Source organism: Mycobacterium sp. NGS66, from assembly GCF_059812225.1.
In genome coordinates this window covers 94,910-119,081 of the sequence record NZ_JCALCG010000006.1, presented here as the reverse complement: position 1 = coordinate 119,081, position 24,172 = coordinate 94,910, and the positions used below count along the sequence as shown (strand labels likewise).

Here is a 24,172-nt window from a genome sequence, read left to right as displayed (position 1 = left end):
GAATTGGCGCAGGCATCGGTGATGGGCGCGTTGTGCGCGGCAATCGCGATTATTGCCGTCGTCCTTCCGCACGCCGGGGGCCTGGGACTGCTGGGCACCGTGCCGATGGGGCTGCTGGCCTACCGCTACCGAATGCGCGTTCTGATCACCGCGACCGTCGCCGCCAGCGTGATCGGCTTCCTGGTCGTCGGCGTGAGCGGCTTGGGTGCGATCGCGCTGTGCGCCTATGTCGGCGGCCTGGCCGGAGCCGTGAAACGACGCCGTCGCGGCACACCAACCGTGCTCGCGGTTGCGGTCGGCGCCGGCTTCCTCGCCGGCGCCGCTGGTGTCGGCGCGTTGACCGTCCTGACGAAGCTGCGGCAGCTGGTATTCCACGCGATCACCGCGACCGTGGACGGCGTCGCGACGCTCGTGGCGCGGGTGCCCCACCTGCAGACCGTCGCACCGGAACTCAAGCGGTTCTTCGCGGACGCACTGGACTACTGGCAGTGGCTGGTGCTCGGATACGCCGTCGTCGCGATCGTCGGCGCGTCCCTGATCGGTTGGTGGGCACTGTCGCGGGTGCTGGAGCGGCTGCGCGTGGTACCGGACGTGCACAAACTGGACATCCCGGCGGGCGCCGGGCCAATTCAGCCGCTGCCGGTGCGGCTGGACCAGGTCCGCCTCCGCTACCCGCGCGCCGACCACGACGCGCTGCGGGCGGTCAGTCTGGACCTGAGCGCGGGCGAGCATGTCGCGATCACCGGTGCCAACGGGTCGGGGAAGACCACGCTGATGCTGGTTATGGCCGGCCGCGAACCGACATCGGGCACCGTGGAACGGCCCGGCACCGTGGGTCTCGGCGAGATCGGCGGCACCGCGGTCATCATGCAGCACCCGGAAACCCAGGTGCTGGGCACGCGAGTTGCCGACGACGTGGTCTGGGGGCTGCCTCCGGGCCGGACCACTGATGTCGACCGGTTACTGCGCGAGGTGGGGCTGGACGGCCTCGCCGACCGCGACACCGGCGGCCTGTCCGGCGGCGAACTGCAGCGCCTGGCCGTCGCCGCGGCGCTGGCGCGCGAACCCGCGCTGCTCATCGCCGATGAGGTCACCAGTATGGTCGACCCCCAGGGCCGCGAGGCTCTGCTCGACGTGCTGTCCACGCTGACCGACCGTCACCAGACCGCGCTGGTGCACATCACCCATTATCGTGATGAGGCCGATTTCGCCGACCGCACAATCGATCTCAGCGACTCGCTGGACAACGCCGCCATGGTCCAGACCGCAGCCCCGCCGCCGCCGACGGTTGCGTTGGGCCACCAGCCCCACGCGCCCGTGCTCGAACTCACCGGCGTCGCACACGAATACGGCAGCGGCACCCCGTGGGAGCAGACCGCGCTGCGCGGTATCAGCTTCACGGTGTACGAAGGCGACGGGCTGCTGATCCACGGCGGCAACGGATCCGGTAAGTCGACGCTGGCGTGGATCATGGCGGGGTTGACCGTACCCACCTCGGGCACTTGCCTTCTCGACGGGCGTGCCGCCGCTGAGCAGGTCGGCGCCGTCTCGCTGCAGTTTCAGTCCGCCCGGCTGCAGTTGATGCGCAGCCGGGTCGATCTGGAAGTTGCCTCGGCGGCGGGCTTTTCGCCTGACGATCACGCCCGGGTGACCGCGGCGCTGGCCGCCGTCGGCCTGGACGGGGCGCTGGCGAAGCGGCGCATCGACCAGCTCAGCGGCGGCCAGATGCGCCGCGTGGTACTCGCCGGGTTGCTGGCCCGCGCGCCGCGGGTACTGATTCTCGACGAGCCGCTGGCCGGGCTGGACGCCGTCAGCCAGCGCGGGCTGGTCCGGCTACTCGCCGAGCGGCGCCGCGCCACCGGGCTGACCGTGGTGGTCATCTCGCATGACTTCGCCGGGCTCGAGGAGCTGTGCCCGCGTACCCTGCACCTGCGTGACGGGCGGCTGGCGTCGGCGCCGGCGGTGACCTCGGTCGATGACCAGCCAGCCGCCCTGCCGCCCAAGCGCCCTCGTCGCTCGCCGCGTCCGGTGGTGTTGCTACGTCCGGTGCCCGGCCGATCGCGCATCCACGAACTGTGGGCAGGTACTAAACTGCTTGTCGCACTGGGCATTTCCGCGTTCTTGGCAGTAAACCCGGGATGGCTGGCCATCGGGCTGATGGCGGCGCTGGTATTGGGCGGGGTCTGGATTGCCGGCATTCCCCGGGGTGTGCTGCCGTCGGTCCCACGCTGGCTGTGGGTCCTGCTGGCCATCGTCGGCGCCACTGCCGCCGCGGCCGGCGGCAGTCCGCATCTCCACCTGGGTTACTTCTCGCTCGGTCTCGGCGGCCTGCTGGACTTCCTGCGCATCGGGGCGCTGTCGATCGTGCTACTCGGCTTGGGCGGGCTGGTGTCGTGGACCACCAACGTCGCCGAAATCGCCCCGGCGGTGGCCACTTTGGGTCGCCGGCTACGGCCACTGCGAATCCCGATCGACGACTGGTCGGTCGCATTGGCGCTCGCACTGCGCACCTTCCCAATGCTGATCGACGAATTCCGGGTACTTTTCGCCGCGCGCCGGTTGCGGCCCAAGCAGACACCGCCAACCCACAGGGCCCGCCTGCGGCAACTGGTGGCAGACGTGATCGACCTGGTCGTCGCCGTCATCACCGTGACGCTGCGGCGGGCAGACGAGATGGGCGATGCGATCACCGCGCGCGGCGGCGCCGGTCAACTCTCAGCGGCCCCGTCGCGGCCGAAACGAGCTGACTGGCTAGCACTTTCGATCGTGCTGGCGGTGTGCGCCGCCGCCGTGCTCGCCCAGCTGGCGCTGGGAATATAGCCCCCCGCCGAGCGTGGGCGCTACGGACGCAAACCAAAATATATGGATAAGCCCCACGTTCGGCGTGCCGCTACCCGGCTCAGAACCGCACCAGCGCCGGCACGTCGGCGAGCCCGCAGTCCGGAATGCGTTCGGCCGCTCGCAATAGGAAATTGAGCTTCTCGATGCGCTCACCGGACCGCGGCGCCCCGTTTTTCTGGAATGGTGCCGCTAGCCCCACCGCCAGATCCATCACGACGTCGTCGATGACGCCGCCCGAGCGTCCGGACGGGATCGCCAGAATTGCGTTCTGGCAGGCGTATTCGTAGCAGTCCAGGGCCTCGGCGACGGTGCCCACCTGATTGGGCTTCAGGATGAACCCGTCGACCGCGGAGAGCTGCACCGCCCGCCGCAGTCGTTCAGGGTTGGTGACGATCAGGTCGTCACCGAGAATCATTGCGCGGTCGATCGTTTCGGCCGCCTTGATGAAGCCGTCCCAGTCGTCGGCGTCGAGCAAATCCTCGATGAACACCATCGGGAAGTCCTCCGTCAGCGTCCGCGCGTAGTCGATCAACGCCTCCGCCGTCACCCGCTCCCCGTTGAGCGGATAGGTGTGGGTGCGCTTGTCGTACACCTCGCCGGACGCACAGTCCAGCGCGAACGCCATGACGTCGGCACAGCCGGCGCGCTCGACAGCCTCGGTCAGCACTTCCATGACGACCCGGGGGTCGCCAGAGGGGGCGACATAGCCGTACGACGATGCCAGCTGCGGTGGGCGGCCGAACCGCTCGGTGAGCACGTCGCCGAGCACAGCGAACAAGCGCACTCCCCGCTCGACCGCCGCCTGGATCGAGTCGGCGCGGTACGGCATGACGAGGAACTCAGAGAACGCCTGGAACGTATCCCCGTAGCGGCCGCCGTTGATCATGTTGAACGTCGGCACCGGCACGGTGGTGGGCGATTTCAGCCCCAACAGCGCACCGACGTAGGAGTAGGCGGGCATGCCCGCCACCGCGGACGCCGCTCGCAGCAGCGCGACCGAGGTGGAGTAGATCGCGTTCCCGCCGAGCCGGTGTTTATCGCGGGTGCCGTCGAGCTCGATCATGAGCCGATCGAGAACTCGCGGGTCGTCGAGCTCGGTGCCCACGAGTGCGCGGGCGATTTCGTCACGCACGGCGGAGACGGCGCGGTGCACGCTCAGCCCGGCGTATTCGGCCGGGTTGCCGTCGCGCAGCACGAATGCCTCGTGTACGCCTACCGAAGTGCCCGTCGGCGACGCGCCTCGACCGACATGACCGGTGTCCGTGGTGATTTCAACTTCGACCAATGGACGCGCCTTGCAGTCCAGCAGCTGCCGGGCAACGACAGATGCGATCCGTGGGCGGGCCGTGCTGAACATGGCAGCGCCAGCGTAGGCGGGGATCGCTGAGACCTCGCTGAGAACGCGGGTAGCGGTGTTCTTCGCCGCTCAGCGCGCATCCGTGACAGGATCAGGCCTAAACATCGGGAGGACCTGATGCGTCATAAAGTGGACCTCGCCTTCGCCGTGCTCTTCGTTCTGTTCTTTGTACTTTGGATCAACCAAGACCTGCTCATACCGCTCGGCATGTCGAGCAAGTCGAGCGAGTATTACTCCACGAGGGTGGACCCAATCACTCACGATCCGCCTTCATGGGTGAAGACCATTCAATGGTTCGCTTTCGCGACGGGACCATTCTTTCTCGTCACGGCGTTTGCCTTCTTCCGCAATAAGCGGTGGCTTCCTTACGTCGTGCTGCCCCTCGCGGGCGCGATGGTCGCCATCACCGGGATCTACATGATCGCTGATGTGACGAGCGAGGTCAGCCTCTCAACCTGACGGTGTTCTACGCCGCGAACCTGCCATACATCGTCGTCCATGTCCTGGCCGCGATTTGGGTGATCGTCCGGACCGTTGAACCGCGGCGCACTGCCACATCGGCAGACGCGTAAGGAAGGACTGGTCGAGGGAAGTGTGGTCGGTACCTGCTGAAGTGCTCAGCGGCCAATTGGCTCGAGGCGCTGCACAATCGGATCATGCGTCGAAGTAGGTACGGGTTAGCGAATCGAGGGGTAGCTCGGTGAAGGTCTTGCTCGTCGAAGACGAGGAACGGCTGTCGTCGACGATGGCCAAGGGCCTGCGCGCCGAAGGCTTTGTCGTGGTCACCGCCGCAACTGGCGACGACGGCCTGCACGAAGCATTGGAAAACGAGTTCGACGTCATCGTTCTGGACATCATGCTGCCCGGCCGAAGCGGATACGAAGTGCTGCGCAGGTTGCGCCGCGCAAAGGTGTGGACACCGGTCATCATGCTGACCGCCAAGGACGGGGAATACGACCAGACCGACGCATTCGACTTGGGCGCCGACGATTACCTGACCAAGCCGTTCTCCTTCAAGATCTTGGTCGCTCGGCTACGGGCGCTGGTGCGCCGCGGCGCCCCGGAACGCCCGACGGTTCTCACCGCCGGCACCTTGTCACTGGATCCCTCCCGCCGCCTGGTCACCCGCGGCGACACTGAGATCTCTTTGACAGCACGTGAATTCGGTGTCCTACAGTATTTGATGCGCAACAAGGACAGGGTGCTCACCAAATCCGACATCCTGGCCAACGTGTGGGACGTGAACTACAGTGGGCCGGCCAATGTGGTGGAGGTCTACGTCGGCTATTTACGGCGAAAGATCGATAACCCGTTCGACACCAACAGTATTGAGACCATCCGGGGAGTCGGATACCGGCTATTGCCGTGACGGCAGGGTAACGGCGATGCGGGCGCCCCCGCCTGTCCGCTCGGTGATGGTGATGCCGCCGTGGTGTGCGCGGACAATCTCGGCGACGATCGCCAATCCGAGGCCGCTGCCTCCGCTTTGGCGTGACCGATCGGTGTCGAGTCGCACGAAGCGGTCGAACACCCGACCGCGATCGGCTTCCGGTATGCCGGGGCCGTCGTCGGCGATGACGAATACGCTGTTGCCGTCGGCATGCTGCACCGAGAGCTCGATCTGAGACACCGCGTGGCGGGCCGCGTTGTCGGCGAGATTGCGCACCATGCGGGCGAGTGCGGCCTCGTCACCGGTCACCTCGGCGTGTTGGTCAATGTCGGTGTCGATCGTCAGCGTGGTGTCGCGGCGGAGTCGTGCGGCCGCAGACTCGACGATGTCAGCCAAGCTCACCTCATGGGCGGGCGATGCCAAGCCTTTCTCGTCGGCGCGAGCCAACAGCAGCAAATCCTCCACCAGTGCCTTCATCCGCTGCGCCTCGGGTAGCAAAGTGCTTGTGGCCATGTCGATGTCGAGTAGCTCGGGATGTGCTTCGACGAGCTCGAGTGCGTAGATGATGGTGGTCAGTGGACTGCGCAACTCATGGGAGGCATCGCCGACGAATTGGCGCTGCGCCAGATGGCCTGCCTCGACACGTTGCAGCATCGCGTTCATCGTCCCGGCCAACGCGGCGATCTCGTCGGCACTGGCGGGCACCGGAACCCGCTCGGACAGGTCCGACACCGAGATTTCGGCCACCCGGCTGCGGATCGCATCGACCGAACGCAGCGAGCGTTTCACGAGCGTATAGCTGACATAGGCCGCCACCGCGATCATGAGTGGGGCAACCGCCGCCAGCAGGATCGCCACCGTGCGCACGGTTGCTTCGACGGCCTCACTGGCACCGCCGACCACGACGGTGTATGTGCCGGCCGGGGTGGCAGTGGTCTGACCGGCCAGCCGCATGTCGTCGTCGGGCGAAACATCGTCGGGCAGGCCGGATTTCAGTGTGGGGCCGAATGATCCCGCGGGCGCCAAAGCCGACGTCGGCGCCCCCGAGGACCGGCGCACTACGTGCCCGTCGGCGTCGAGGATCTGTACCGCCGCCACCCGCTGGTTCGTCGCCATCAAACTCTCGTCGAGCTGAGCAGGAGCTTTAACCCGTAATGCGGCGACGATATCGCTGACTCGGGCGCCGGTGGCGTCGTCGACACCGGACAGCAGCAGGACATAAAGCAAGGTCAGTAAGCCTGCGGTGGCCAGGGCGAGCGCGGCGAGGACGACGGCCGCGGACACCGCCGCTGCGCGGGTGGCGATCCCCCAGTGGCGTGGCCGTAGACGTGCCGACAATTTCACCCGCTTCACCCGCGAGGGCCTCCTTGAGCAGTTGTGCCCTCAGTGTGCCGCGGGGCGGCTGAGAAGACCCTGAAGAACTGTTGCGGTGAGGGTCAGTCTGTCTATGGAATCTGGTAAGCGCACCGTCCCGGCGAGTGCTCGCTGAGCGGGACGGGCTTGCCGTCAACGGTGATCACGCAGTCGTGGGTGCCGTTGTGGTCGGTCCAGTTCAACGCCAGGTACGGACTTCCAGCGACTTTCACCGTCTGCGACCAAGGCAGCGGCACCCAGGTGTTGGTGTTGGCCGGATACACCGGGGTTCCAGGGTCGGGAATGATCGAGAAAGCGTCACCGGCGCCGGTGATTTGGTAGGTCACCGTGTGGTGCGGCTCGGCGGCCGCCGGGGGCAACATGCCCGGCGTTGCGACGGCCACGGCCATTGCAGCTGCTGTCAGCAAACCCGCGAATATCGTGGGCCGGGGGACCAGCGACGGTATCCGAAACGCGCCTGCGGTGGGTGCGGCCGAGCTGTTCATCGTTAACTCCTATTCCGTGCGGCGCGAGCCGCTGACGAGCGGGTATGTTGTCGCGCTGACCGAGTCTGACGATACACAGCAAACCCATACTTGAGAACAGTTCGGCGATGATGGGGTGCCGCTGAGCCCGATATGACGGCGGCTTAGTCGGTGATCGTCATTTGGTCGCCGCTGCTGGCCCATGATCGGGCAAAGACGTCGATGGGTATCTGCTCGTCGCGGCCGGTAACACTGCCGGTGTCGTTGACGTGCACCTTGCCCGCCCCGATGTCGATGCCGGTCACCACCACGGCATGGTTGGCGTCGGGCTCGCCGGTGCGGGTCTTGGTCGTGACGGGCCTGCCCCAGATGAGTTCGGCATTGACGGCGACGATCACCTTGCGGCCCTCGGCCAGGGCCAGCTCGAGCACATCCATTCCGGTGGGAGCGTCGCCTTTCGGGCCGTCGGCGAGGTAGGAATTCACGGCGTGGATGCCGTAGTGGGCGAGCAGCGCCGGTTCATCGGCGAAGGAAGTGCCTTGCGCCGGACGGTTTTTCGCGGGCTTGGTGTACATCGGGCCGTTGTGCACTGTACTACGTGACAAGTGGGCGACGGCGATGATCTCCTCCTCGGTCGGCTGGTCACCGGTCAGTTGACCGACCACGTCAGCGACTGCCATCGGCACACAGTCGTCGTCGTACTCCTGGTGCCGCCAGAACCGGGCGGCGGCTACGGGATCGCCGTAGAGCACGCGCCGGGCTTCCGGCAGGTTGGGCACGGGGGGACCGGCTTGGGCTATGCACGGCGCCAGCGCCAGTCCGAGCATGACAGCGATCGCGACGCCCGCAGTCCTGACGCAGGTGCCAATCATGATGTGTCCTCGTCCCTGTGGCGGAGTGGCTGGTCGGGAAGGGCTTTACGGCGGTGAAAGTTGGCAAGAGTGTACGGAATCCCCGCGCCGGATCCGGGGATTTCACACCGCCTAAAGTTGTGTGGTGCTGAAAAATCTCAACCCGCGCCTTGCGCGCTACACACCGGCCGTAATCAGCTTGTTCCGATTCGTCTACGGCATGCTGTTCGCCGGATACGGCTCGAACATCATCTTCGGCTGGCCGGTTCCACCCCCATCCGCCACCGAGGTCGGCGCCTGGCCAGGATGGTATGCAGGCCTCATCGAGTTGATCACCGGACTGTTGATCGCGAGTGGCTTGTTCACCCGGGCCGCCGCATTCATCGCCTCGGGAGAAATGGCGGTCGCCTACTTCTGGATTCACCAACCGAAGGCGCTATGGCCCATCGGTGACCCACCGGGCGGCAACGGCGGGGCATTGGCGATACTCTTCTGCTTCGCCTTCTTCCTGCTGGTCTTCGTGGGACCCGGCGCCTATTCGATCGATGCGATACGCACTCGGAAGGCGTTGCGGGCCTAGGGACTCTCCTCTGCCAAACAGAGTCAACGACGCCCTTCCGTTGACAGGTTGTCCGTTGTTACCTTTTCGTGATGCGCCGGTTCGAGTATGTCTTCGGGATCTTGCTGGCGATCGCCGTAGTGCTGGCGGGCATCGGAAATGCGAAGGCCGACAGCGGTGACGAACCGCAATACGCGGAGTTCTACACACCACCAGATCCGTTGCCGCCCGGGAAACCGGGTGACTTGATCCGCACCGAGCCGTCGCGGCTGGTCCTGGAGCCGTCCGGTCAGCTAGGCGCGATCGTGGCCAGCGGCACCCGAATCATGTACCGCAGCACCGACACTCGTGGCAATCCAATCGCCGTGACCGGCACCTATTTCGAGCCCGACAACCCCTGGCCAGGTAACGGGCCACGGCCGTTGATCAGTTATGCACCCGGTACTCAGGGCCAGGGCAACCAGTGCGCACCGTCGCGAATGTTCAACCAGGGCATCCACTATTCGGGTGGCTGGGACATCATGTTCAACTACGAAGAGCTGTTCGTCGCCACGATGGTTGCGCGTGGTTTCGCCATCGTGATGACCGACTACCAGGGCCTGGGTACCCCGCCGATGCACACCTATGTGGGACGCTTGGCCGAAGGGCAGGCCGTGCTGGATGCCGCCCGCGCGGCGATGCAGCTACCGAACACCTCCTTGAATCCGCATGGGCCCGTTGCGCTCTGGGGATATTCGCAGGGCGGTGGTGCGACCGCGTCCGCGGCCGAGCTGGCCCCCTCGTATGCCCCCGAGCTCCATATCGTGGGCACCTACGCCGGGGCGCCGCCGGCCGACCTGAAGGAACTGTTCCCCTACGCCGACGGCAGCGCCCTGGTCGGCGCCGTCGGGTACGCGCTCAACAGCGTCATGGCCGCCTATCCCGAGTTCGCCGATCTCATCCGCTCCAAGATGACACCGCGCGGGCTGGCGATGCTGGAATCGGTGTCGCGCCAATGCGTCGGCCAGACCCTTCTCGACTTCATGTTCCGTCATCTGCAGCCCTACTTCACCGAAGACATCTATAAGTTGGTCAACGAGGAACCGTTCAGCACCCTGTTCGACGCGCAGCGAATCGGACGTTACAAACCCAACGCGCCGGTCCTGATCGACATCAACCGTTACGACCCGCTGGTGCCGTGGACAGCGGCCAATCAACTCGGCCGCGACTGGTGCGCCCAGGGCGCCAACGTGGAATTCCGCACCAACGAGGAGCCGCCGTTCCTCAACAAGCTGATCATCAACCACGCGCTGACGATGTTGGTGGACGGTGAGTCCGCCATGCAATGGATCGCCGCGCGCTTCAACGGCGAACCCAGCACACCGAACTGCGGCCAGTTCTAGGATCGTGAAACTTCCCGGCGGCTGATGCGTTTGGGCGACAAGGAGGTCCGATCATGAATGACCATCGGTGTGACGGGAAGGTGGCGCTGGTCACCGGAAGCAGTCGTGGACTCGGCAAGGCGATCGCGGCACGACTGGCGGCGCAGGGCGCCACGGTGGCACTGACGGCACGCACCCTGGACCCCGATCCCAAATATCAAGGGTCGCTGAACCAAACCGTCGACCAGATCACTGCCGCCGGAGGCCGGGCCATCGCGATCCAGGCGGATATTTCCAAGGCCGAAGAGCGCGAACGGCTTTTCGGTGCGGTGGTCAGCTCCGTCGGCGCTCCCGACATTCTGGTCAACAACGCGGCGGTGACATTCCTGCGTCCCCTCGACCAATTCCCGGACCGGCGCGTTCGACTGATGATGGAGATGCATCTTTTCGGCCCGCTGCACTTGATCCAGTTGGCGATTCCGGCGATGCGCCACCGCGGACGGGGCTGGATTTTGAATGTGACGTCCGTGGCCGGCGACCTGCCGCCCGGGCCGCCGTTCTCCGATTTCGACCGCACCGCCGGATTCGGCATTTACGGGACGGCCAAAGCCGCACTCAACCGCCTGACGAAAAGCCTTGCCGCCGAACTCTACGACGAGGGCATCGCCGTCAACGCCGCCGCGCCGTCAAAACCGGTAGCCACTCCCGGAGCGGGCACTCTCGATCTGGCCAAGACCGACACCGAGGACATCGAACTGATCACCGAGACCGCGCTGCGGTTGTGTACGGGCGATCCGAAGACCATGACCGGACGCATCGTGCATACCCAGTCGTTCCTCGCAGAAGAGGATTGGGTGAAACCAAACGGTTGAGATCAGCGCGTGGTGCGTTAACTGCAGTGAGCGAACAGGTTTTCGCAATACATTCCGACCCCACCCCACTCGGCGGCGGGCCCGCCTTCATCCGTCGGATTCACGAAGGTGCTGGGATCCTGGACCAGCCATTCGTCGACATCCGGTTGCACCCCCGGCCCACCTGGGTCCGGCGACGCTTGCGCTATACCCATACCGCTCGCCAGAGCTACAACCGTTAGCGTGCCGATCAGCAACTGACGGGCGTACCTGCGAAGTACCATCTTTGGCCCCTCTGTTGTCTGTCCGGATCAGTGGCTATCCCAGAGGTTAGTCGCCAACGCCAATTCTACATCGCATGAGCATTACGAACGCGCAACAACTTTGCTCAGCGGGCCAGCAAACTTCGCGACTCGAAACCGGCGCTGCGTAGCGTGGCGCCCGTGAGGCCGATAGCCGTCGTCATTCGTCGCGCCATGGCTGTCGCCGTTTGCCTGGCCATGTCTGTGGCCGCGGCGCCCTCGACGGCTGCCGATCCTCCAGACGCGGCGCCCCCGGCCGAGGGATCGGTGCCCTCGAGCCCTCCGTCGACGATCAAGACGCCCGACGGCTGGACCCTGGCCCTTGGCGCCAAGGACGAGATGCAAGTTCCGGTGTCGGCAATGAACGCCGCCATATCGTCGCGCGAATACATGTCCAGCGGCACATTCGTCGGCTCGGTAAACGGCCCGGAAGAGCCCCGCGGAACGCTGGAGGTGGGCTACCAAATCGGCTGCGGAATCGATATGAGCACGTCCAACGGCGTCATCATGGAAGGTGGTGCCGGGGTGATCCCCGGCGTCACGCCAACGTTCGATACCACGGGTACGTTGCCGCCTTTGCTGCCGTACGTTTCGACGCCGGTCAACGGCCTGATGAGCGTGGGCCTCAAACCGGGTCTGGTGATCGTGGTGCCGGTGGTCAAGAAACAGTTCAAGGGTCCAAACCCCTGGGTCATGATCTCGGGCTTCCACGTCAAGATCGACGGGTGCGTGGGCCAGTCGTTCATCCGCTCCTACGCGACGCTCACTCGAGCGACCGATCAATCCGACGTTGTGCTGTCCTACGTCGGAGTCACCAAGGCGGTCTGAGTTCACCCGCGATGGATGCCGGCGAGTTTGTCGGCAAACTTCGCTTCGGCGGCCGCGCGCAACCGCAACAGGTGTTCGGAGGGAAACAGATCCGGCGAAGCGGGGCGGTCTTTGAGCAACAGGCGCGCCAGCGTCACCTTGTGCACTTCGGTTGGGCCGTCGGCCAGGCCCAGTACGAAGGACTCCACCAGGTACTGCACGAACGGCATTTCGTGGGTGGTGCCCAACGAGCCGTGCAGCTGCAGCGCCCGCGACGAGACGTCGTGCAGTACCTTCTGCATCATCGCCTTCACCGCCGAGATATCAGTCCGCACCGCCTTGTAATCGTTGAATTGGTCTATCTTCCAAGCGGTTTGCAGGGTCAGCAGCCGGAAGGCCTCGATCTCCATCCAGGAGTCGGCCACCATCTCTTGCACCAGCTGCTTGCTGGCCAGCACCTCGCCCTGGGTGTAGCGCGACACCGCCCGCTCGCAGAGCATGTCGAAGATGCGCCGCACCAGCCCCACCGTGCGCATGGCGTGGTGGATGCGCCCGCCGCCCAGCCGCGTTTGCGCCACGACGAAGGCACCACCGCGCGGGCCGAGCATGTGATCGGCCGGCACCCGCACGTTCTCGTAGCGGACATAACCCTCACGTCCACCGCCGAGTGGTTGATACCCGAGTCCGACGTTGCGCAACACGTTGATGCCCGGCGTGTCACCGGGCACCACGAACATCGAGTAGCGCTGATACGGTGGCGCTTCCGGGTCGGTCATGGCCATCACGATGATGAAGGAGGCCATCGAGGCGAACGACGAAAACCACTTCTCTCCGTTGATGATCCAGTGGTCGCCGTCCTGAACGGCGTTGGTGCGGAACACTTTCGGGTCGGCACCGCCCTGTGGCTCGGTCATCGAGAAGCAGGACACAATGCGGTTGTCCAACAGCGGCTCGAGGTAGCGCTGCTTGAGTTCAGGTGTGCCGTAGTGGGCCAGGATCTCGCTGTTACCGGAATCGGGGGCCTGCGAGCCGAACACGATGGGCGCGCACTCCGAACGGCCCAGGATCTCGTTGAGCAGCGCCAGCTTCACCTGCCCGTAGCCCGGACCGCCCAGCTTCGGCCCGAGGTGGGTGGCCCACAGGCCACGCTCTTTGACGATCTGCTGCAGCGGTGGGATCAAGGCCTGGCGTACCGGGTCGTTGAGGTCGTGAGATTCCTTGACAATCAGGTCGATCGGCTCGCATTCGGTGCGCACGAAGTCGTCCACCCACTCGAGCTGTTGCGCCCATTGCGGGTCGGTGGAGAAATCCCAGGACATCGGTCGTCCTCTCTGATCATGAAGACCACTTCTTGCGAAGTTCGGCAGCGTCGTCGGTGGCGTGGGAGATCACCTGGTTACGGTTCTCCAGTTCCAGCGCCGACGACAGGCTGGTCGCGTCGGTGTTGACCTGCAGGGCACGTTTGGTCAGCTGCACACCCAGCGGAGCCAGACCCGCGATCAGCGTCGCCAACTCCACCGCACGCTGGGTCAGCCGATCGGGTTCGACGATTTCGCTGACCAGCCCGCGGCGATCGGCCTCCTGCGCGGACACCGTCCGGCCGGTGAGCATCCAGTCGGCGGCCACGCTGGTGCCGACGACGCGGGGCAGGTGATAGCTCATTCCCATCTCGGCGCCCGAGAGGCCGAGCAGGATGGCTGCGTTGCCGAAAGATGCTGTTGTCGAACAGATCCGGATGTCGGATGCCAGGCACAGCGCGAATCCCGCGCCGACGCACGGACCGTTGACCGCCGCGATCACCGGCTGCGGCACCGCACGGATCGCCTCGGTGAGGGCCGCCATGCCCTCCTGGAAGCGCATTCGGTCCAGCGCGGGCGCGGCGGCTTCCGGGGCGTTGGGTCCAAAGTCGCGCAGGTCGATGCCGGCACAGAAGCCGCGGCCGGCGCCGGTAAGTACGACGGCACGCACGGAGCGATCGGCGGCCAAACCGCCTAGGGCTGACCGTAATTCGGACTGCATTGTTTCGTTGATGGCGTTGAGCCGCTCGGGCCGGTTGAGCCGCACCACCGCGACCCCGTCGTGCGGTCGGTCGAATTCCAGCGTCTGCGCCGAAGTCACCGTCCGATCGTAATGCGTCTCTCGATTTAGGAGAACTACCTTCTCCTAAGGGGCCAAAGATTCCCGGGACTCCCTTTCAAAGGTGGCGCTGTGAGGCGGCTATTTCGGACCGTGGCCGGTCCGCGCCGCAGCACGTCGCGCGGACTCGGTGTGCTCGGCCGCGGTCACGACCACCGCGTCAGAGCCGGGGTACACCGTCGCCTCGTGGCCGGTCACCAACCATCGCACGACGTACGGCGGCGAACCGTCTTCCGAACGCACTTCGATGATTTCCGCGTGCTGATCATGCCTTTCGGTGGTGGTGCCTTTGACCACGAGGAAGTCACCGACTTGGGCCTTCATCACCTGCTCCTTCTCGCTCCTGTGTGACCCGCGGACCCTTCCATGGTGCGCGCGTTGGCGACGCAAGGAAAGGTCAGGAGTCGAAGTCGGTGGCGGTGGTGATCGTCTCCCATTTGGCGATCTCTTTGGCACGCCGATCGGCCATATAGCGGTAGGCGACCAGTGCGTCGGGACCGAGCAGCAGGAATGACGGCGGCTCGCTTGTCTCGACCGCGCCGATGATCGCGGCGGCGGCCTTGGCGGGGTCGCCCGCCTGAGTGCCGTGCATGGTGTCGTTCGACTTGCGACGCTTGCCGGCGGTGGCGTCGTAGTCGTCGATTCTCGTCGGCGATTCCATGAGGGAGCGTCCGGCGAAGTCGGTCCGGAATGCGCCTGGCTCAACGACTGTCACCGAGATGCCCAGCGGTGCCAGCTCGCCGCACAAAGCTCCACTGAGGCCTTCGATGGCGGCTTTGGCCGCCGCATAGTAGCCGGAACCCACCGGGGTCAGCTGCACGCCGATGGACGAGATGTTGACGATGGCGCCGCTGCGGCGGGCCCGCATGCCGGGCAGGACGGCCTTGATCATCGCGACGGTGCCGAAAAAGTGCGTCTCGAACAACTCGCGGACCTGAGCATCGTCACCCTCTTCGACCGCGGCGCGGTAGCCGTACCCGGCATTGTTGACCAGAACGTCGACGCCACCGAACCGGTCTTCGGCCTGCTGCACGGCAGCCGTGATCTGGTCGGGTTTGGTGACGTCCAGCGCGACGGCGAGCACCCGCTCGGGTGCGCTGTCCGCGAGGTCCGACACTTTGGCCGCATCGCGTGCGGTGACGACGGTGTTATGCCCGTCGCGAATCACGGCTTCGGCGAGGGCGCGGCCGAGTCCGGTCGAGCAGCCGGTGATGAGCCAGGTGGACATGAGAGTTAAGTCCTTCCAGTCGGGAGCGTCCGTGGTCATTGTGCCCGCAGCACAACCAGACGCTTGAGCACTAGTCGGCCAACGCGCGGCCGACAAGCTGCGGATCCGGCTCTCCTACGACCTCGTCGTCCTTGTCGGCGTACTCGGATTTGGCGAGAACGTAGCGCATGGCGTTGATCCGGGCTCGCTTCTTGTCGTTGCTTTTGACCACGATCCACGGTGCGACGTCGGTGTCGGTCGCTTCGAACATGGCCTCCTTCGCCGCCGTGTAGTCGTCCCACCTGTGCACGGACTCGATATCCATTTCCGAGAACTTCCATTGCCGAATCGGGTCGACCAGTCGGACGGCGAACCGCGTGCGTTGCTCGGCGGGGGAGATCGAGAACCAGAACTTGGTGAGGTTGATGCCGTTGTCGACCAGCATCCGCTCGAATTGCGGTGCCTGCTGCATGAATTCGCGGTATTGATCGTCGGAGCAGAAGCCCATCACCTTCTCGACGCCCGCGCGGTTGTACCACGACCGGTCGAACAGCACGATCTCGCCGCCGGCGGGTAGATGGGTGATGTAGCGCTGGAAATACCATTGCGTTCGTTCCCGCTCGCTGGGTTTCTCCAACGCGACCACCCGGGCGTGGCGTGGGTTGAGATGTTCCATGAACCGCTGGATGGTGCCGCCCTTGCCCGCCGCGTCACGACCCTCGAACACGATCACATGCCGGGTGCCGGTGGCCTTGCTGTGCTTCTGCAGCTTGAGCAACTCGATTTGCAGCCGCCGCTTCACGTGTTCGTATTCCTCGCGCGGCATTCTGTGGTCGTAGGGATATCCCTCTCGCCACGTGTCGATGTCGTTGCCATCCTGATCGCACAAGACCGGGTCGTCTTCGTCCTCGTCGATGACGGTGTAGCCGTGTTCCGGTGTCGAAAGGGCTTCCAGATCTATCTCTTTCATGCCCTGAAGCTATCAAGCACCGGGGGCGGCATCACCCGTCGAATGCGGGGCCGTCGAACCGATCCCGGGTGACGAACTGGCCGACCGGCTGGCGGCGCAACTTGGTCAGCTGGCGGGCGGGCTTGCCAAGCGGCAGCAGGGCGGCGACCGCATGCGTGTCGGGGATTCCCAATAGTTGACGGACATGCGCCTCCTCGGCGATGGCCATCGTGGTGATGGTGCCGCCATAGCCCTCGTTTCGAGCGGCCAGCAAGACGTTCCACACCAGTGGATACACCGAGGCGCCACCGGCCAGGCCGACGCGGTCCAAGTCCTGATCGATAGCAGCCACCACGCCCAGGTCAACGGAGACGACCAGCACCACCGGCGCTTGCAGGAACGGCGCTACGAAAGCTTCGGGGACTTCCGTCGCGTCGATGACGTCTTGCGAAACAGCGCTGGGATGTATGGAATTCCAAGGGTTTTCGCCCGCGGTCAGCTGGGCGAAGTAGCGGCGGGCGGCGCCGGTGCCCAACTCGGCAAGGCGGCTTCGGGCGTCGGCGTCGCGCACCACGGTGATATGTGCGCCCTGACGGTTGCCACCACTTGGGGCGAACCGGGCGTTGTCCAAAATCCGCCATAGGACGTCGTCGGACAGGTCATCGTCGGTGAACTCACGCGCCGCGAACGTGGTTCGCATGACGTCGTAGAGTTCCATCCTTGATGGCTCACCGTGTTGCCGCGGCGCGCCGCTCCAGCCGGAAGGTGCGCTCGAAACCGGCCGGCTGGGTCGTGAGGGTTACCTCGACCGCGCCGCTGGGTGCGACCACGTAACGCTCTTCGACGTCGGGGCCGTCGTTCCACCGGCCGATCGGCTGACGTCCGAGATCCTCCCGGTCGTGCAGCGCGGGGTCGAACGGGAAGAGGACGGGATCGTAGGGCGTAACGTCGCCGTCGGGCCGGCCGTTGACCAGTCGGCTGCACTCCACGAACCGGAAATGCCCGATGTTGTGCGCGGCGCGGTATTTCCGTCGGACCACCAGGGGGCCACGCCCGTCCGCGGGCAGCGACGCGTCCTTGGGCACGATCGGGTCGAAGACGACGTCGGCCCCGGCTTGTGCTTCACGGAACACCCCGAGGTGACGCGAAAAGCGTTCGGACAACTCGAAACCGGCCTCATTGTCCAGGAAGACCGCCAGGCCGATGGCCGTCGCAGCGAACGGGTACGGCGAGCGCTTGACGCGCTTGTCGCCAAACGTTGTGCGCAGCATCCGGGAAACCAAGGGGAACCCGCCGGCCCCGCCCACCACGTAGATGCCGGCCACTTCGGACATCGGCACGGATCCTGCCACGTCCCGGCCACTTTTTGTCGGGTCGTGCAGGACGCGCTCGAGAAGTTCGATCGTCTGATCGACGAGCGGCGCGCACACCGAGTACACGTCGTCAATGCCACACGCGAACGGTGGCCGGTCCACGGCAGTCAGATCGACGAGGAAGCGGCGAGTCTGCGGTCCGACGGCCTCCTTGCGGACCGCGCACTCCTCCTTGAGCAGGTCTTGCGTAGCCGCGTCGGTGTCCAGCTTCGACCGGGCCAGGACGAGGCGCAGGATCGCGTCGTCGAAATCGTCACCGCCGAGGCGCTGGATGCCCTCGCTGACGACGACCTCGTTCAGCGGCCCGGTCATTCTCAGCAGCGACGCGTCGAAGGTACCCCCGCCCAGGTCGTACACCAGTACGTGTTCGCGCTTCGCGGTGATCGTGGAGCGGTACCGATGGGCGTATTCGAGGCCCGCGGCGGAGGGCTCGTTCAGCATCGCCACCACGTGAAAACCCGCCGCCAGGAACGCATCCAGCGTCAACAGGCGCTGCGCGCTAGAGGCATTTGCCGGCACTCCGATGGCGGCCTCGATGGTTTCGCCCGGCTCCGGGCCGGCGTTCGACCGGTGATAGAGGTCGCTTCGGAGCGCAGCCAAAAATCCGGTGAGCAGTTCGGCCAACCGGTAGTTGCGGCCGGCCAGGCTCACCTCGGTCTGCGGCCCGGCGTCGTTGAGAAGACGTTTGAACGATCGCAGCACCGACCAGCCCGGCTCGTGTCGAACCGCCGCGGCGTCCACACCGAAGCGCAGCTCCCCGGCGGCATTGGCGGCGATGAGCGAAGGCCAGGCATGAGCGCTTTCGAAGGCGCCGTCGAATGAGACGACCGGGTAATTGCCGCGGTCGACGGAGGCAACGACGGTGTGGGTGGTGCCGAAGTCGATACCGACTCTCATCCCGCACAATCTTAGGGCCGCGCGAGGGATTCGGTACCACCCTTTGCCCGGCGCGCCGGGATTCCGCCCTGCTCGCGGGCCTGCGGTCAATCCTCGAAGTGGCGTCGATAGTCGATCCGCTCCAGCCAGCCCTGCAGGCGGTAGATGGCGGCTGCGGCCATCAGCATCAGCACGGCGGAACCGACGGCGACGACTACGTTCACAACCTGTCCATTTCCCGTGACATCAGGGCGTTCTCGAGGAACGCGTAACGCCTCGCCTCGTGGCGCTGCCGTGGACCATCGGTGGAGGTCGCGAAGAATCGCCGCGTGAAGCCGATCCGCCCGACGCTGCGGTCGGGGCGCACGCCGCGAGCGGCTGCGGTGCTGAAAAGCACCTCTTGGGTGGTGATCAGGACTTGCGCGGTTTCAACTCCGGCCGGTTGGGGCGTGTGCTCCTCGACTGGGTCAATGGTGCTGGCGAATATCTCCGATGAAATGGACATTTCGGTGATCTCCTGATCGGCCTTCGCGGCCCGAGTCGGCCGTTGGTGCACTCAACGTACGGTCGGCGGCCACCTCTTGGGATGCGTAGTCGACTACCTGTATTCGCACGCCGGCTCACCGTGGTTTCCTGGCGCGGACGCCGTCACGGTGACCCGGCTGCGACCCGTCTGTCGTGCGCTTCCCACTGCTTTTGCAATTGCCGTTCGGGCGCGGTGGCGATCAGACCGGAGGGGGCGAACCGCGTCGAAGACACCGGTTCGTCCTCGGTCAACGGCCGTCCGCGACCGCGAATTGCCTTGCCTGCAGCGATGATTCCGGCGACGAACACAATGACGACGACCAGGGCGAAAACCACCGAGAGGCTGCCCTGAATGAACGTGTTCCGGATGACCTCATCGAGCTGATGGGCGTTCTTCGCCGAACCGAACGACGTCTTGCCGGCGTTCCGGGCGGCCAGATACTGGAAATGCGCAGACCAGTAGCCAATGGCCGGATCACCGGAGAAGACCTTCTGCCACGACGCGGTCAGGGTTACGGCCAGATCCCACAGCAGCGGAGCGCCCGGTATCCACGCCCACCGCGTCAGGCCCTTCTTGATCACCACCACGGTGATCACCGTCAGCGCGATGCCCGCGAGGAGCTGGTTGGCGATGCCGAACAGCGGAAACAGCGTATTGATGCCGCCCAGCGGATCGGTGACGCCCATCAGCAGGATGCTGCCCCAGGCTCCGACCACGACCAGGCTGCAGATCCAAACGCCCGGCCGCCAGCTCGGATTTCGCAGTTTGCGCAGCGGGCCGCCGAAGTTGCCCAGCGCGTCGGAAAGCATAAAGCGATTGACCCGGGTGCCCGCGTCCAGCGTCGTGAGGATGAACAGCGCCTCGAACATGATCGCGAAGTGATACCAGAAGGCCTTGAGAGCGGCGCCGCCGAATACCCGCTGCAGCACCTCGGACATGCCCCACGCCAGTGTCGGCGCGCCACCGGTGCGCGACACGATCGACTGCTCGCCGACGCTGCTGGCGGCTTGACCGATTTGCGTGGCGGTTGCCGGAGCGCCCGGCAACCCGAGTTTGTTGACGTAGTCCGCCGCGGTGGCCGCGGTGCTGCCGGTCTGCGCCGCGGGTGCGTTGAGAGTGAAATACAGGTGCTGGTCGATGATCGCCGCCGTGATCAGCGCCATGACCGCGACGAACGATTCGGTGAGCATGCCGCCGTAACCGATCAGCCGCATCTGGCCTTCCTTTTCCAGCAGCTTCGGAGTCGTTCCCGACGAGATCAGCGCGTGAAAACCGGAGAGGGCGCCGCAGGCGATGGTGATGAACAGGAACGGAAACAGCGATCCGGCGAACACCGGGCCGTGGCCGTTCGCTGCGAACCGTGAGATGGCCGGCGCCTGCATCGCCGGATGGGCAATGCAGATACCGATTGCCAGCAAGGCGATGGCCCCGACCTTCATGAAGGTCGACAGGTAGTCACGCGGGGCGAGCAGCAACCACACCGGCAGCACCGAAGCGGCGAAACCGTAGCCGATCAGGCACCAGCACAAGGTGACCGGAGACAGGCTGAACCACGATGCGCCCCAAGATGTTTCGGCCACCCAATTGCCGGAGGCGACGGCGACCAGCAGCAGCACGAAGCCGATCACCGAGACTTCGCCCACCCGCCCCGGGCGCAGGAATCGCAAGTAGCAGCCCATGAACAGGGCGATCGGAATGGTCATCGCGATGGAGAACACGCCCCACGGGCTTTGTGCCAGCGCCCGGACCACGATCAGCGCGAGCACCGCTATCAGGATCACCATGATGACCAGGACCCCGACCAGGGCGGCGGCCCCGCCCGTGGCGCCGAGCTCGTCGCGGGCCATCTGACCCAGCGAGCGGCCGCGGCGCCGGGTGGATATCCACAACACCAGGTAGTCCTGCACACACCCGGCGAGCACCGCGCCGATCACGATCCAGATGCTGCCCGGCAGGTACCCCATCTGGGTGGCCAGCACCGGGCCGACGAGTGGCCCGGCTCCGGCGATGGCCGCGAAGTGATGCCCGAACAGCACGCGCCGGTCGGTCGGCACGTAGTCGGTCCCGTCGTCGAGAACTTCGGCCGGGGTGGCGTGGTCGTCGCGCGGGCGAACGATCTTCGATTCGATCAGCCGGGCATAGAAGCGGTAACCGATGACGTACGTGCAGATCGCCGCGACGACGAACCACACCGCGTTGACCGGCTCGCCGCGGACGAAAGCGATGATGGCCCAGGCGATCGCACCGATCACCGCGACGGTGCCGAAGACGGCCTTGTGCACCACGCTGATGGGGGAGCGGTCGACGATTGCCACCGGGGGCAGCGCATGGTCGGTGTGGATGAAGTCGATGTCTCCGTCCACCCGAGCTCCCTTCCCGCGTCGCTGGCGAAGGTGAATCTACCGACGCGTGACCGGCGTGTCGCGTCGTGCGATTCACCGTCGCGGGGGTTGTCAGTACAGCGCGCGCACTGCGTCGATGGTGTCGGCCTCGGCCGGGCTCTTGTCGTCGCGGTAGCGCACCACCCGGGCGAACCGCAGCGCCACACCGCCCGGATAGCGCGGTGATGCCTGCACGCCGTCCAACGCCACCTCGACCACCTGCTCGGGGCGCAGTTGGACGACGTATGAGTCGGTCCCGCCCAGGGCGAGCTCGCTGAACCGGGTGGTCTGCCAGTCCAGCATGGCGTCCGTCATACCTTTGAAAGTCTTTCCCACCATGACGAATCGCCGGTGCGCGGATCGCGGGCGCCCAGGTGGATGTTGGACAGTTTGCCTCGCCGGCGCCCCGAACCCCATTCCACGGCGAGCACCACCAGGTCCAGAGTGTGCGCCGGTTTGACCTTCAGCCAGCCTGCGCCGCGACGGCCCGCCTGGTACGGCGCCGATGGCGACTTGGCCATGACGCCCTCGTGGCCGGCTCGCAGCGTCGCGCTCAGGAACTCGGCCGCGGCCGACGCGTCGGACGTGGCCAGCCGGTCGACTCGGTGCCGCTCGGGTACCAACGCGTCCAGGGCGGCCAGCCGCTCGGTGGTCGGCGCATCCAGTAGGTCTTCACCGTCGTGGTGCAGGATGTCAAAGAAGAACACCGAAAGTGGTTGCGCCGCAGCGGCTGCAGCTACATCGACCGATCGGCCGAATCGCGAGGCCGTGACCTGGAAGCGGTGCGGCCGGTTGTCCGGGCGCAGCGCGATCGCCTCACCGTCGGCGACCAGGCTGCGCACCGGCAGCGCCAGCGTCGCCTCCACCACTTCCGGTAGCCGGGCGGTGACGTCGTCGAGGCTTCGGGTGTACACGGTGACGTCGTCGTCGGCCCGGTGGATCTGTACTCGGGCACCATCCAGCTTTGCCTCGAAAATCGTTGTGCCGCCGTGGCGTTCGAGCGCGTCTTCGACGCTGGTCGCGGTCTGCGCCAGCATCGGGCCGACCGGCCGGCCCACCTGCAGCGTGAAAGCGGCCAGCGCGGGGACTCCGCCGGTCAGCGCCGCCGCCGCCACCGCCGGCAAGTTTCCGCCCAGCATTGCCGCGCGCTGCACCGCCGCGTGGGGAATCTCGGCGGCCTTGGCGACCGCGTCGGCCATAATGCCGGCCAGTGCACCCTGGCGCAGCTCGCCACTGATCAGCCGCGCCAGGAAGGTCTGCTCGGTTTCGGTGGCGGCGGCGAACAGCGCCGCGACGAGTTCGGCGCGCCGGGTCTGCGATCCCTTGCCCGATACCCCGCCGATCTCGGTGAAGGCGGCGTCCACGCCGGCGACGGTCAGGGTCGGGTGCGAAGCCGGCGGTGGTCGCGACCGCAACGACGCCCAGCCCACGCCGATGGTCCGTTGCGGCAACTCCCCGGAGAGCCAGGAAACCAGGATCGCGACCAGTGCCGCATCGGGTGCAGCGCGCCGCAACAGCTCGGCGATGCGCTCGACCTTGGTCAGCCGCGACGACGTCCCACCGACGTCAACCGAGGTGGCGGCCACGTCGAGAAGGAGCACATTGGGAAGCTTGACACGGCTCGGTGACAACCCATTGGGCCGGACACGCTAGCGTGCCTACGTAACGTTACAAATTCCTAGGAATCTGACAAGTCGATTGAGGAGGTCCGGATGGAGATCAGCGGAAAGAAGGTCGTCGTCATCGGCGGCGCCTCGGGGATGGGGCGAGCCAGCGCGGAGCTTCTGCACGAGCGTGGCGCGCAGGTCGCCGTCCTCGACCGGGAGAATTCGGACGGCAAGACCGTCGCCGAGGGCATCGACGGCAAGTTCTACCCGGTGGACGTCACGGACTTCACCGGAACCGAGGAGACGCTGCAGAGCGCGGTCGACGACCTGGGCGGCCTGCACGTGGTGGTGACCACCGCCGGCGGCGGCATCGCAAAGCGGACGCTGACCAAGTCCGGACCCCATGACCTGGAATCCTTCCGTTCGGTGGTCGACCTCAACCTCATCGCCACCTTCAACATCAGCCGGCTGGCCGCCGCACACATGAGCAAGAACGAGCCCGAAGACGAGGAGCGCGGCGTCATCATCAACACCGCATCGATCGCGGCTTTCGAGGGCCAGATCGGGCAGGTCGCCTACACCGCCGCCAAGGCCGGGATCGCCGGCATGTGCCTGACGATGGCCCGTGATTTGGGGTCGTTGGGTATCCGGGTGCTGGCCATCGCTCCGAGCCTGTTCCTGACCGGGCTGACCTCGATGGTTCCCGACGAGATGGCGGCCACCCTGACCCGCGACGCCGCCTTCCCCAAGCGCATGGGCCGGCCCATCGAATACGCGAAGCTGGTGGCGGCGATCGTGGACAACCCGATGCTCAACGGTCAGTGCCTGCGGCTGGACGCCGGGCAGCGCTTCGCGCCCAAGTAGCCGGTGCCCGGCTCGGGCGCCGGACCGCGGTTCTGGGCCGTTAAATACACTCTTTCCGAACCGCCCCGGCGACAATGCGGGCCGCGCAGCTGCCCG

The 24,172-nt window shown here is 65.9% G+C and carries 22 protein-coding genes and 1 pseudogene; 9 read left to right on the top strand and 14 right to left on the bottom strand.

What is annotated here, in order from left to right; translation table 11 throughout:
• Window positions 1–21 precede the first annotated feature (21 nt).
• The gene (locus AC5Y2L_RS13975; RefSeq protein WP_499936197.1) at window positions 22–2,820 is read left to right on the top strand and encodes a DUF2232 domain-containing protein; all 2,799 of its coding nucleotides are present in this window, start codon (window positions 22–24) and stop codon (window positions 2,818–2,820) included.
• Window positions 2,821–2,899: 79 nt separating this feature from the next.
• On the opposite strand, the gene eno is transcribed toward AC5Y2L_RS13975, so the two are convergent.
• A complete protein-coding gene (gene eno / locus AC5Y2L_RS13970) occupies window positions 2,900–4,198 on the bottom strand; it encodes a phosphopyruvate hydratase (RefSeq protein WP_499936014.1) in 1,299 nt (432 codons plus the stop codon).
• Between the two features lie 117 nt (window positions 4,199–4,315).
• On the opposite strand from eno, the gene AC5Y2L_RS13965 reads away from it, so the two are divergent.
• Together AC5Y2L_RS13965 and AC5Y2L_RS13960 are read left to right on the top strand one after the other, a co-directional pair.
• A complete protein-coding gene (locus tag AC5Y2L_RS13965) occupies window positions 4,316–4,657 on the top strand; it encodes a hypothetical protein (RefSeq protein WP_499936016.1) in 342 nt (113 codons plus the stop codon).
• Window positions 4,658–4,898: 241 nt separating this feature from the next.
• Window positions 4,899–5,567, top strand: a complete 669-nt coding sequence (locus AC5Y2L_RS13960) for a response regulator transcription factor (protein WP_499936018.1) — start codon at window positions 4,899–4,901, stop codon at window positions 5,565–5,567.
• Here the strand turns inward: AC5Y2L_RS13960 and AC5Y2L_RS13955 are convergent.
• The 3 genes from AC5Y2L_RS13955 to AC5Y2L_RS13945 form a co-directional block, all read right to left on the bottom strand.
• Window positions 5,556–6,941, bottom strand: coding sequence for a sensor histidine kinase (locus tag AC5Y2L_RS13955; protein WP_499936020.1), 1,386 nt, complete (start codon window positions 6,939–6,941; stop codon window positions 5,556–5,558). The genes AC5Y2L_RS13960 and AC5Y2L_RS13955 overlap by 12 nt on opposite strands.
• Window positions 6,942–7,033: 92 nt before the next feature.
• On the bottom strand, window positions 7,034–7,447 hold the full coding sequence (locus tag AC5Y2L_RS13950) for a hypothetical protein (protein WP_499936022.1): 414 nt from the start codon (window positions 7,445–7,447) through the stop codon (window positions 7,034–7,036).
• Window positions 7,448–7,590: 143 nt separating this feature from the next.
• Window positions 7,591–8,298: a C39 family peptidase gene (locus tag AC5Y2L_RS13945; RefSeq protein WP_499936024.1), complete on the bottom strand. Its 708-nt coding sequence runs from the start codon at window positions 8,296–8,298 to the stop codon at window positions 7,591–7,593.
• A gap of 127 nt (window positions 8,299–8,425) precedes the next feature.
• Between AC5Y2L_RS13945 and AC5Y2L_RS13940 the strand changes: the two genes are divergently transcribed.
• The 5 genes from AC5Y2L_RS13940 to AC5Y2L_RS13920 all read left to right on the top strand — a co-directional run bounded on the left by AC5Y2L_RS13940 (window position 8,426) and on the right by AC5Y2L_RS13920 (window position 12,178).
• The gene (locus AC5Y2L_RS13940; protein ID WP_499936198.1) at window positions 8,426–8,857 is read left to right on the top strand and encodes a DoxX family protein; all 432 of its coding nucleotides are present in this window, start codon (window positions 8,426–8,428) and stop codon (window positions 8,855–8,857) included.
• A 71-nt stretch (window positions 8,858–8,928) separates the two neighbouring features.
• Window positions 8,929–10,218 carry a lipase family protein gene (locus AC5Y2L_RS13935; RefSeq protein ID WP_499936026.1) on the top strand — a complete coding sequence of 430 codons (1,290 nt, stop codon included), beginning with the start codon at window positions 8,929–8,931 and terminating at the stop codon, window positions 10,216–10,218.
• Between the two features lie 53 nt (window positions 10,219–10,271).
• A complete protein-coding gene (locus AC5Y2L_RS13930) occupies window positions 10,272–11,069 on the top strand; it encodes an SDR family NAD(P)-dependent oxidoreductase (RefSeq protein ID WP_499936028.1) in 798 nt (265 codons plus the stop codon).
• Window positions 11,070–11,095: 26 nt separating this feature from the next.
• A complete protein-coding gene (locus tag AC5Y2L_RS13925; protein ID WP_499936030.1) occupies window positions 11,096–11,290 on the top strand; it encodes a hypothetical protein in 195 nt (64 codons plus the stop codon).
• A gap of 234 nt (window positions 11,291–11,524) precedes the next feature.
• The gene (locus tag AC5Y2L_RS13920; RefSeq protein WP_499936200.1) at window positions 11,525–12,178 is read left to right on the top strand and encodes an MspA family porin; all 654 of its coding nucleotides are present in this window, start codon (window positions 11,525–11,527) and stop codon (window positions 12,176–12,178) included.
• Window positions 12,179–12,180: 2 nt separating this feature from the next.
• On the opposite strand, the gene AC5Y2L_RS13915 is transcribed toward AC5Y2L_RS13920, so the two are convergent.
• The 10 genes and pseudogenes from AC5Y2L_RS13915 to AC5Y2L_RS13870 form a co-directional block, all read right to left on the bottom strand.
• Window positions 12,181–13,476: an acyl-CoA dehydrogenase family protein gene (locus AC5Y2L_RS13915; protein WP_499936031.1), complete on the bottom strand. Its 1,296-nt coding sequence runs from the start codon at window positions 13,474–13,476 to the stop codon at window positions 12,181–12,183.
• 16 nt (window positions 13,477–13,492) lie between these two features.
• Entirely contained in the window at window positions 13,493–14,275 is a 783-nt protein-coding gene (locus AC5Y2L_RS13910) for an enoyl-CoA hydratase/isomerase family protein (RefSeq protein ID WP_499936033.1), read from the bottom strand.
• Between the two features lie 99 nt (window positions 14,276–14,374).
• Window positions 14,375–14,617, bottom strand: coding sequence for a DUF1918 domain-containing protein (locus tag AC5Y2L_RS13905; protein WP_499936035.1), 243 nt, complete (start codon window positions 14,615–14,617; stop codon window positions 14,375–14,377).
• A gap of 73 nt (window positions 14,618–14,690) precedes the next feature.
• Complete coding sequence (locus AC5Y2L_RS13900) at window positions 14,691–15,521, bottom strand: oxidoreductase (RefSeq protein WP_499936037.1); 831 nt, start codon at window positions 15,519–15,521, stop codon at window positions 14,691–14,693.
• Window positions 15,522–15,591: 70 nt separating this feature from the next.
• Window positions 15,592–16,470, bottom strand: coding sequence for a polyphosphate kinase 2 (ppk2, locus tag AC5Y2L_RS13895; RefSeq protein ID WP_499936038.1), 879 nt, complete (start codon window positions 16,468–16,470; stop codon window positions 15,592–15,594).
• A gap of 31 nt (window positions 16,471–16,501) precedes the next feature.
• Complete coding sequence (locus AC5Y2L_RS13890; protein ID WP_499936040.1) at window positions 16,502–17,167, bottom strand: nitroreductase family protein; 666 nt, start codon at window positions 17,165–17,167, stop codon at window positions 16,502–16,504.
• Window positions 17,168–17,177: 10 nt separating this feature from the next.
• Complete coding sequence (locus AC5Y2L_RS13885) at window positions 17,178–18,719, bottom strand: Hsp70 family protein (RefSeq protein WP_499936041.1); 1,542 nt, start codon at window positions 18,717–18,719, stop codon at window positions 17,178–17,180.
• Between the two features lie 199 nt (window positions 18,720–18,918).
• Window positions 18,919–19,254 (bottom strand): hypothetical protein, encoded by a 336-nt coding sequence (locus AC5Y2L_RS13880; RefSeq protein WP_499936042.1) that lies wholly within the window; start codon window positions 19,252–19,254, stop codon window positions 18,919–18,921.
• A 92-nt stretch (window positions 19,255–19,346) separates the two neighbouring features.
• The gene (locus AC5Y2L_RS13875; protein WP_499936044.1) at window positions 19,347–21,587 is read right to left on the bottom strand and encodes a carbon starvation CstA family protein; all 2,241 of its coding nucleotides are present in this window, start codon (window positions 21,585–21,587) and stop codon (window positions 19,347–19,349) included.
• Between the two features lie 90 nt (window positions 21,588–21,677).
• Window positions 21,678–23,206, bottom strand: a pseudogene (locus tag AC5Y2L_RS13870) (ATP-dependent DNA ligase).
• Window positions 23,207–23,317: 111 nt separating this feature from the next.
• Here AC5Y2L_RS13870 and AC5Y2L_RS13865 point away from each other — a divergent pair.
• Entirely contained in the window at window positions 23,318–24,076 is a 759-nt protein-coding gene (locus AC5Y2L_RS13865; protein WP_499936045.1) for an SDR family NAD(P)-dependent oxidoreductase, read from the top strand.
• Window positions 24,077–24,172: the final 96 nt, after the last annotated feature.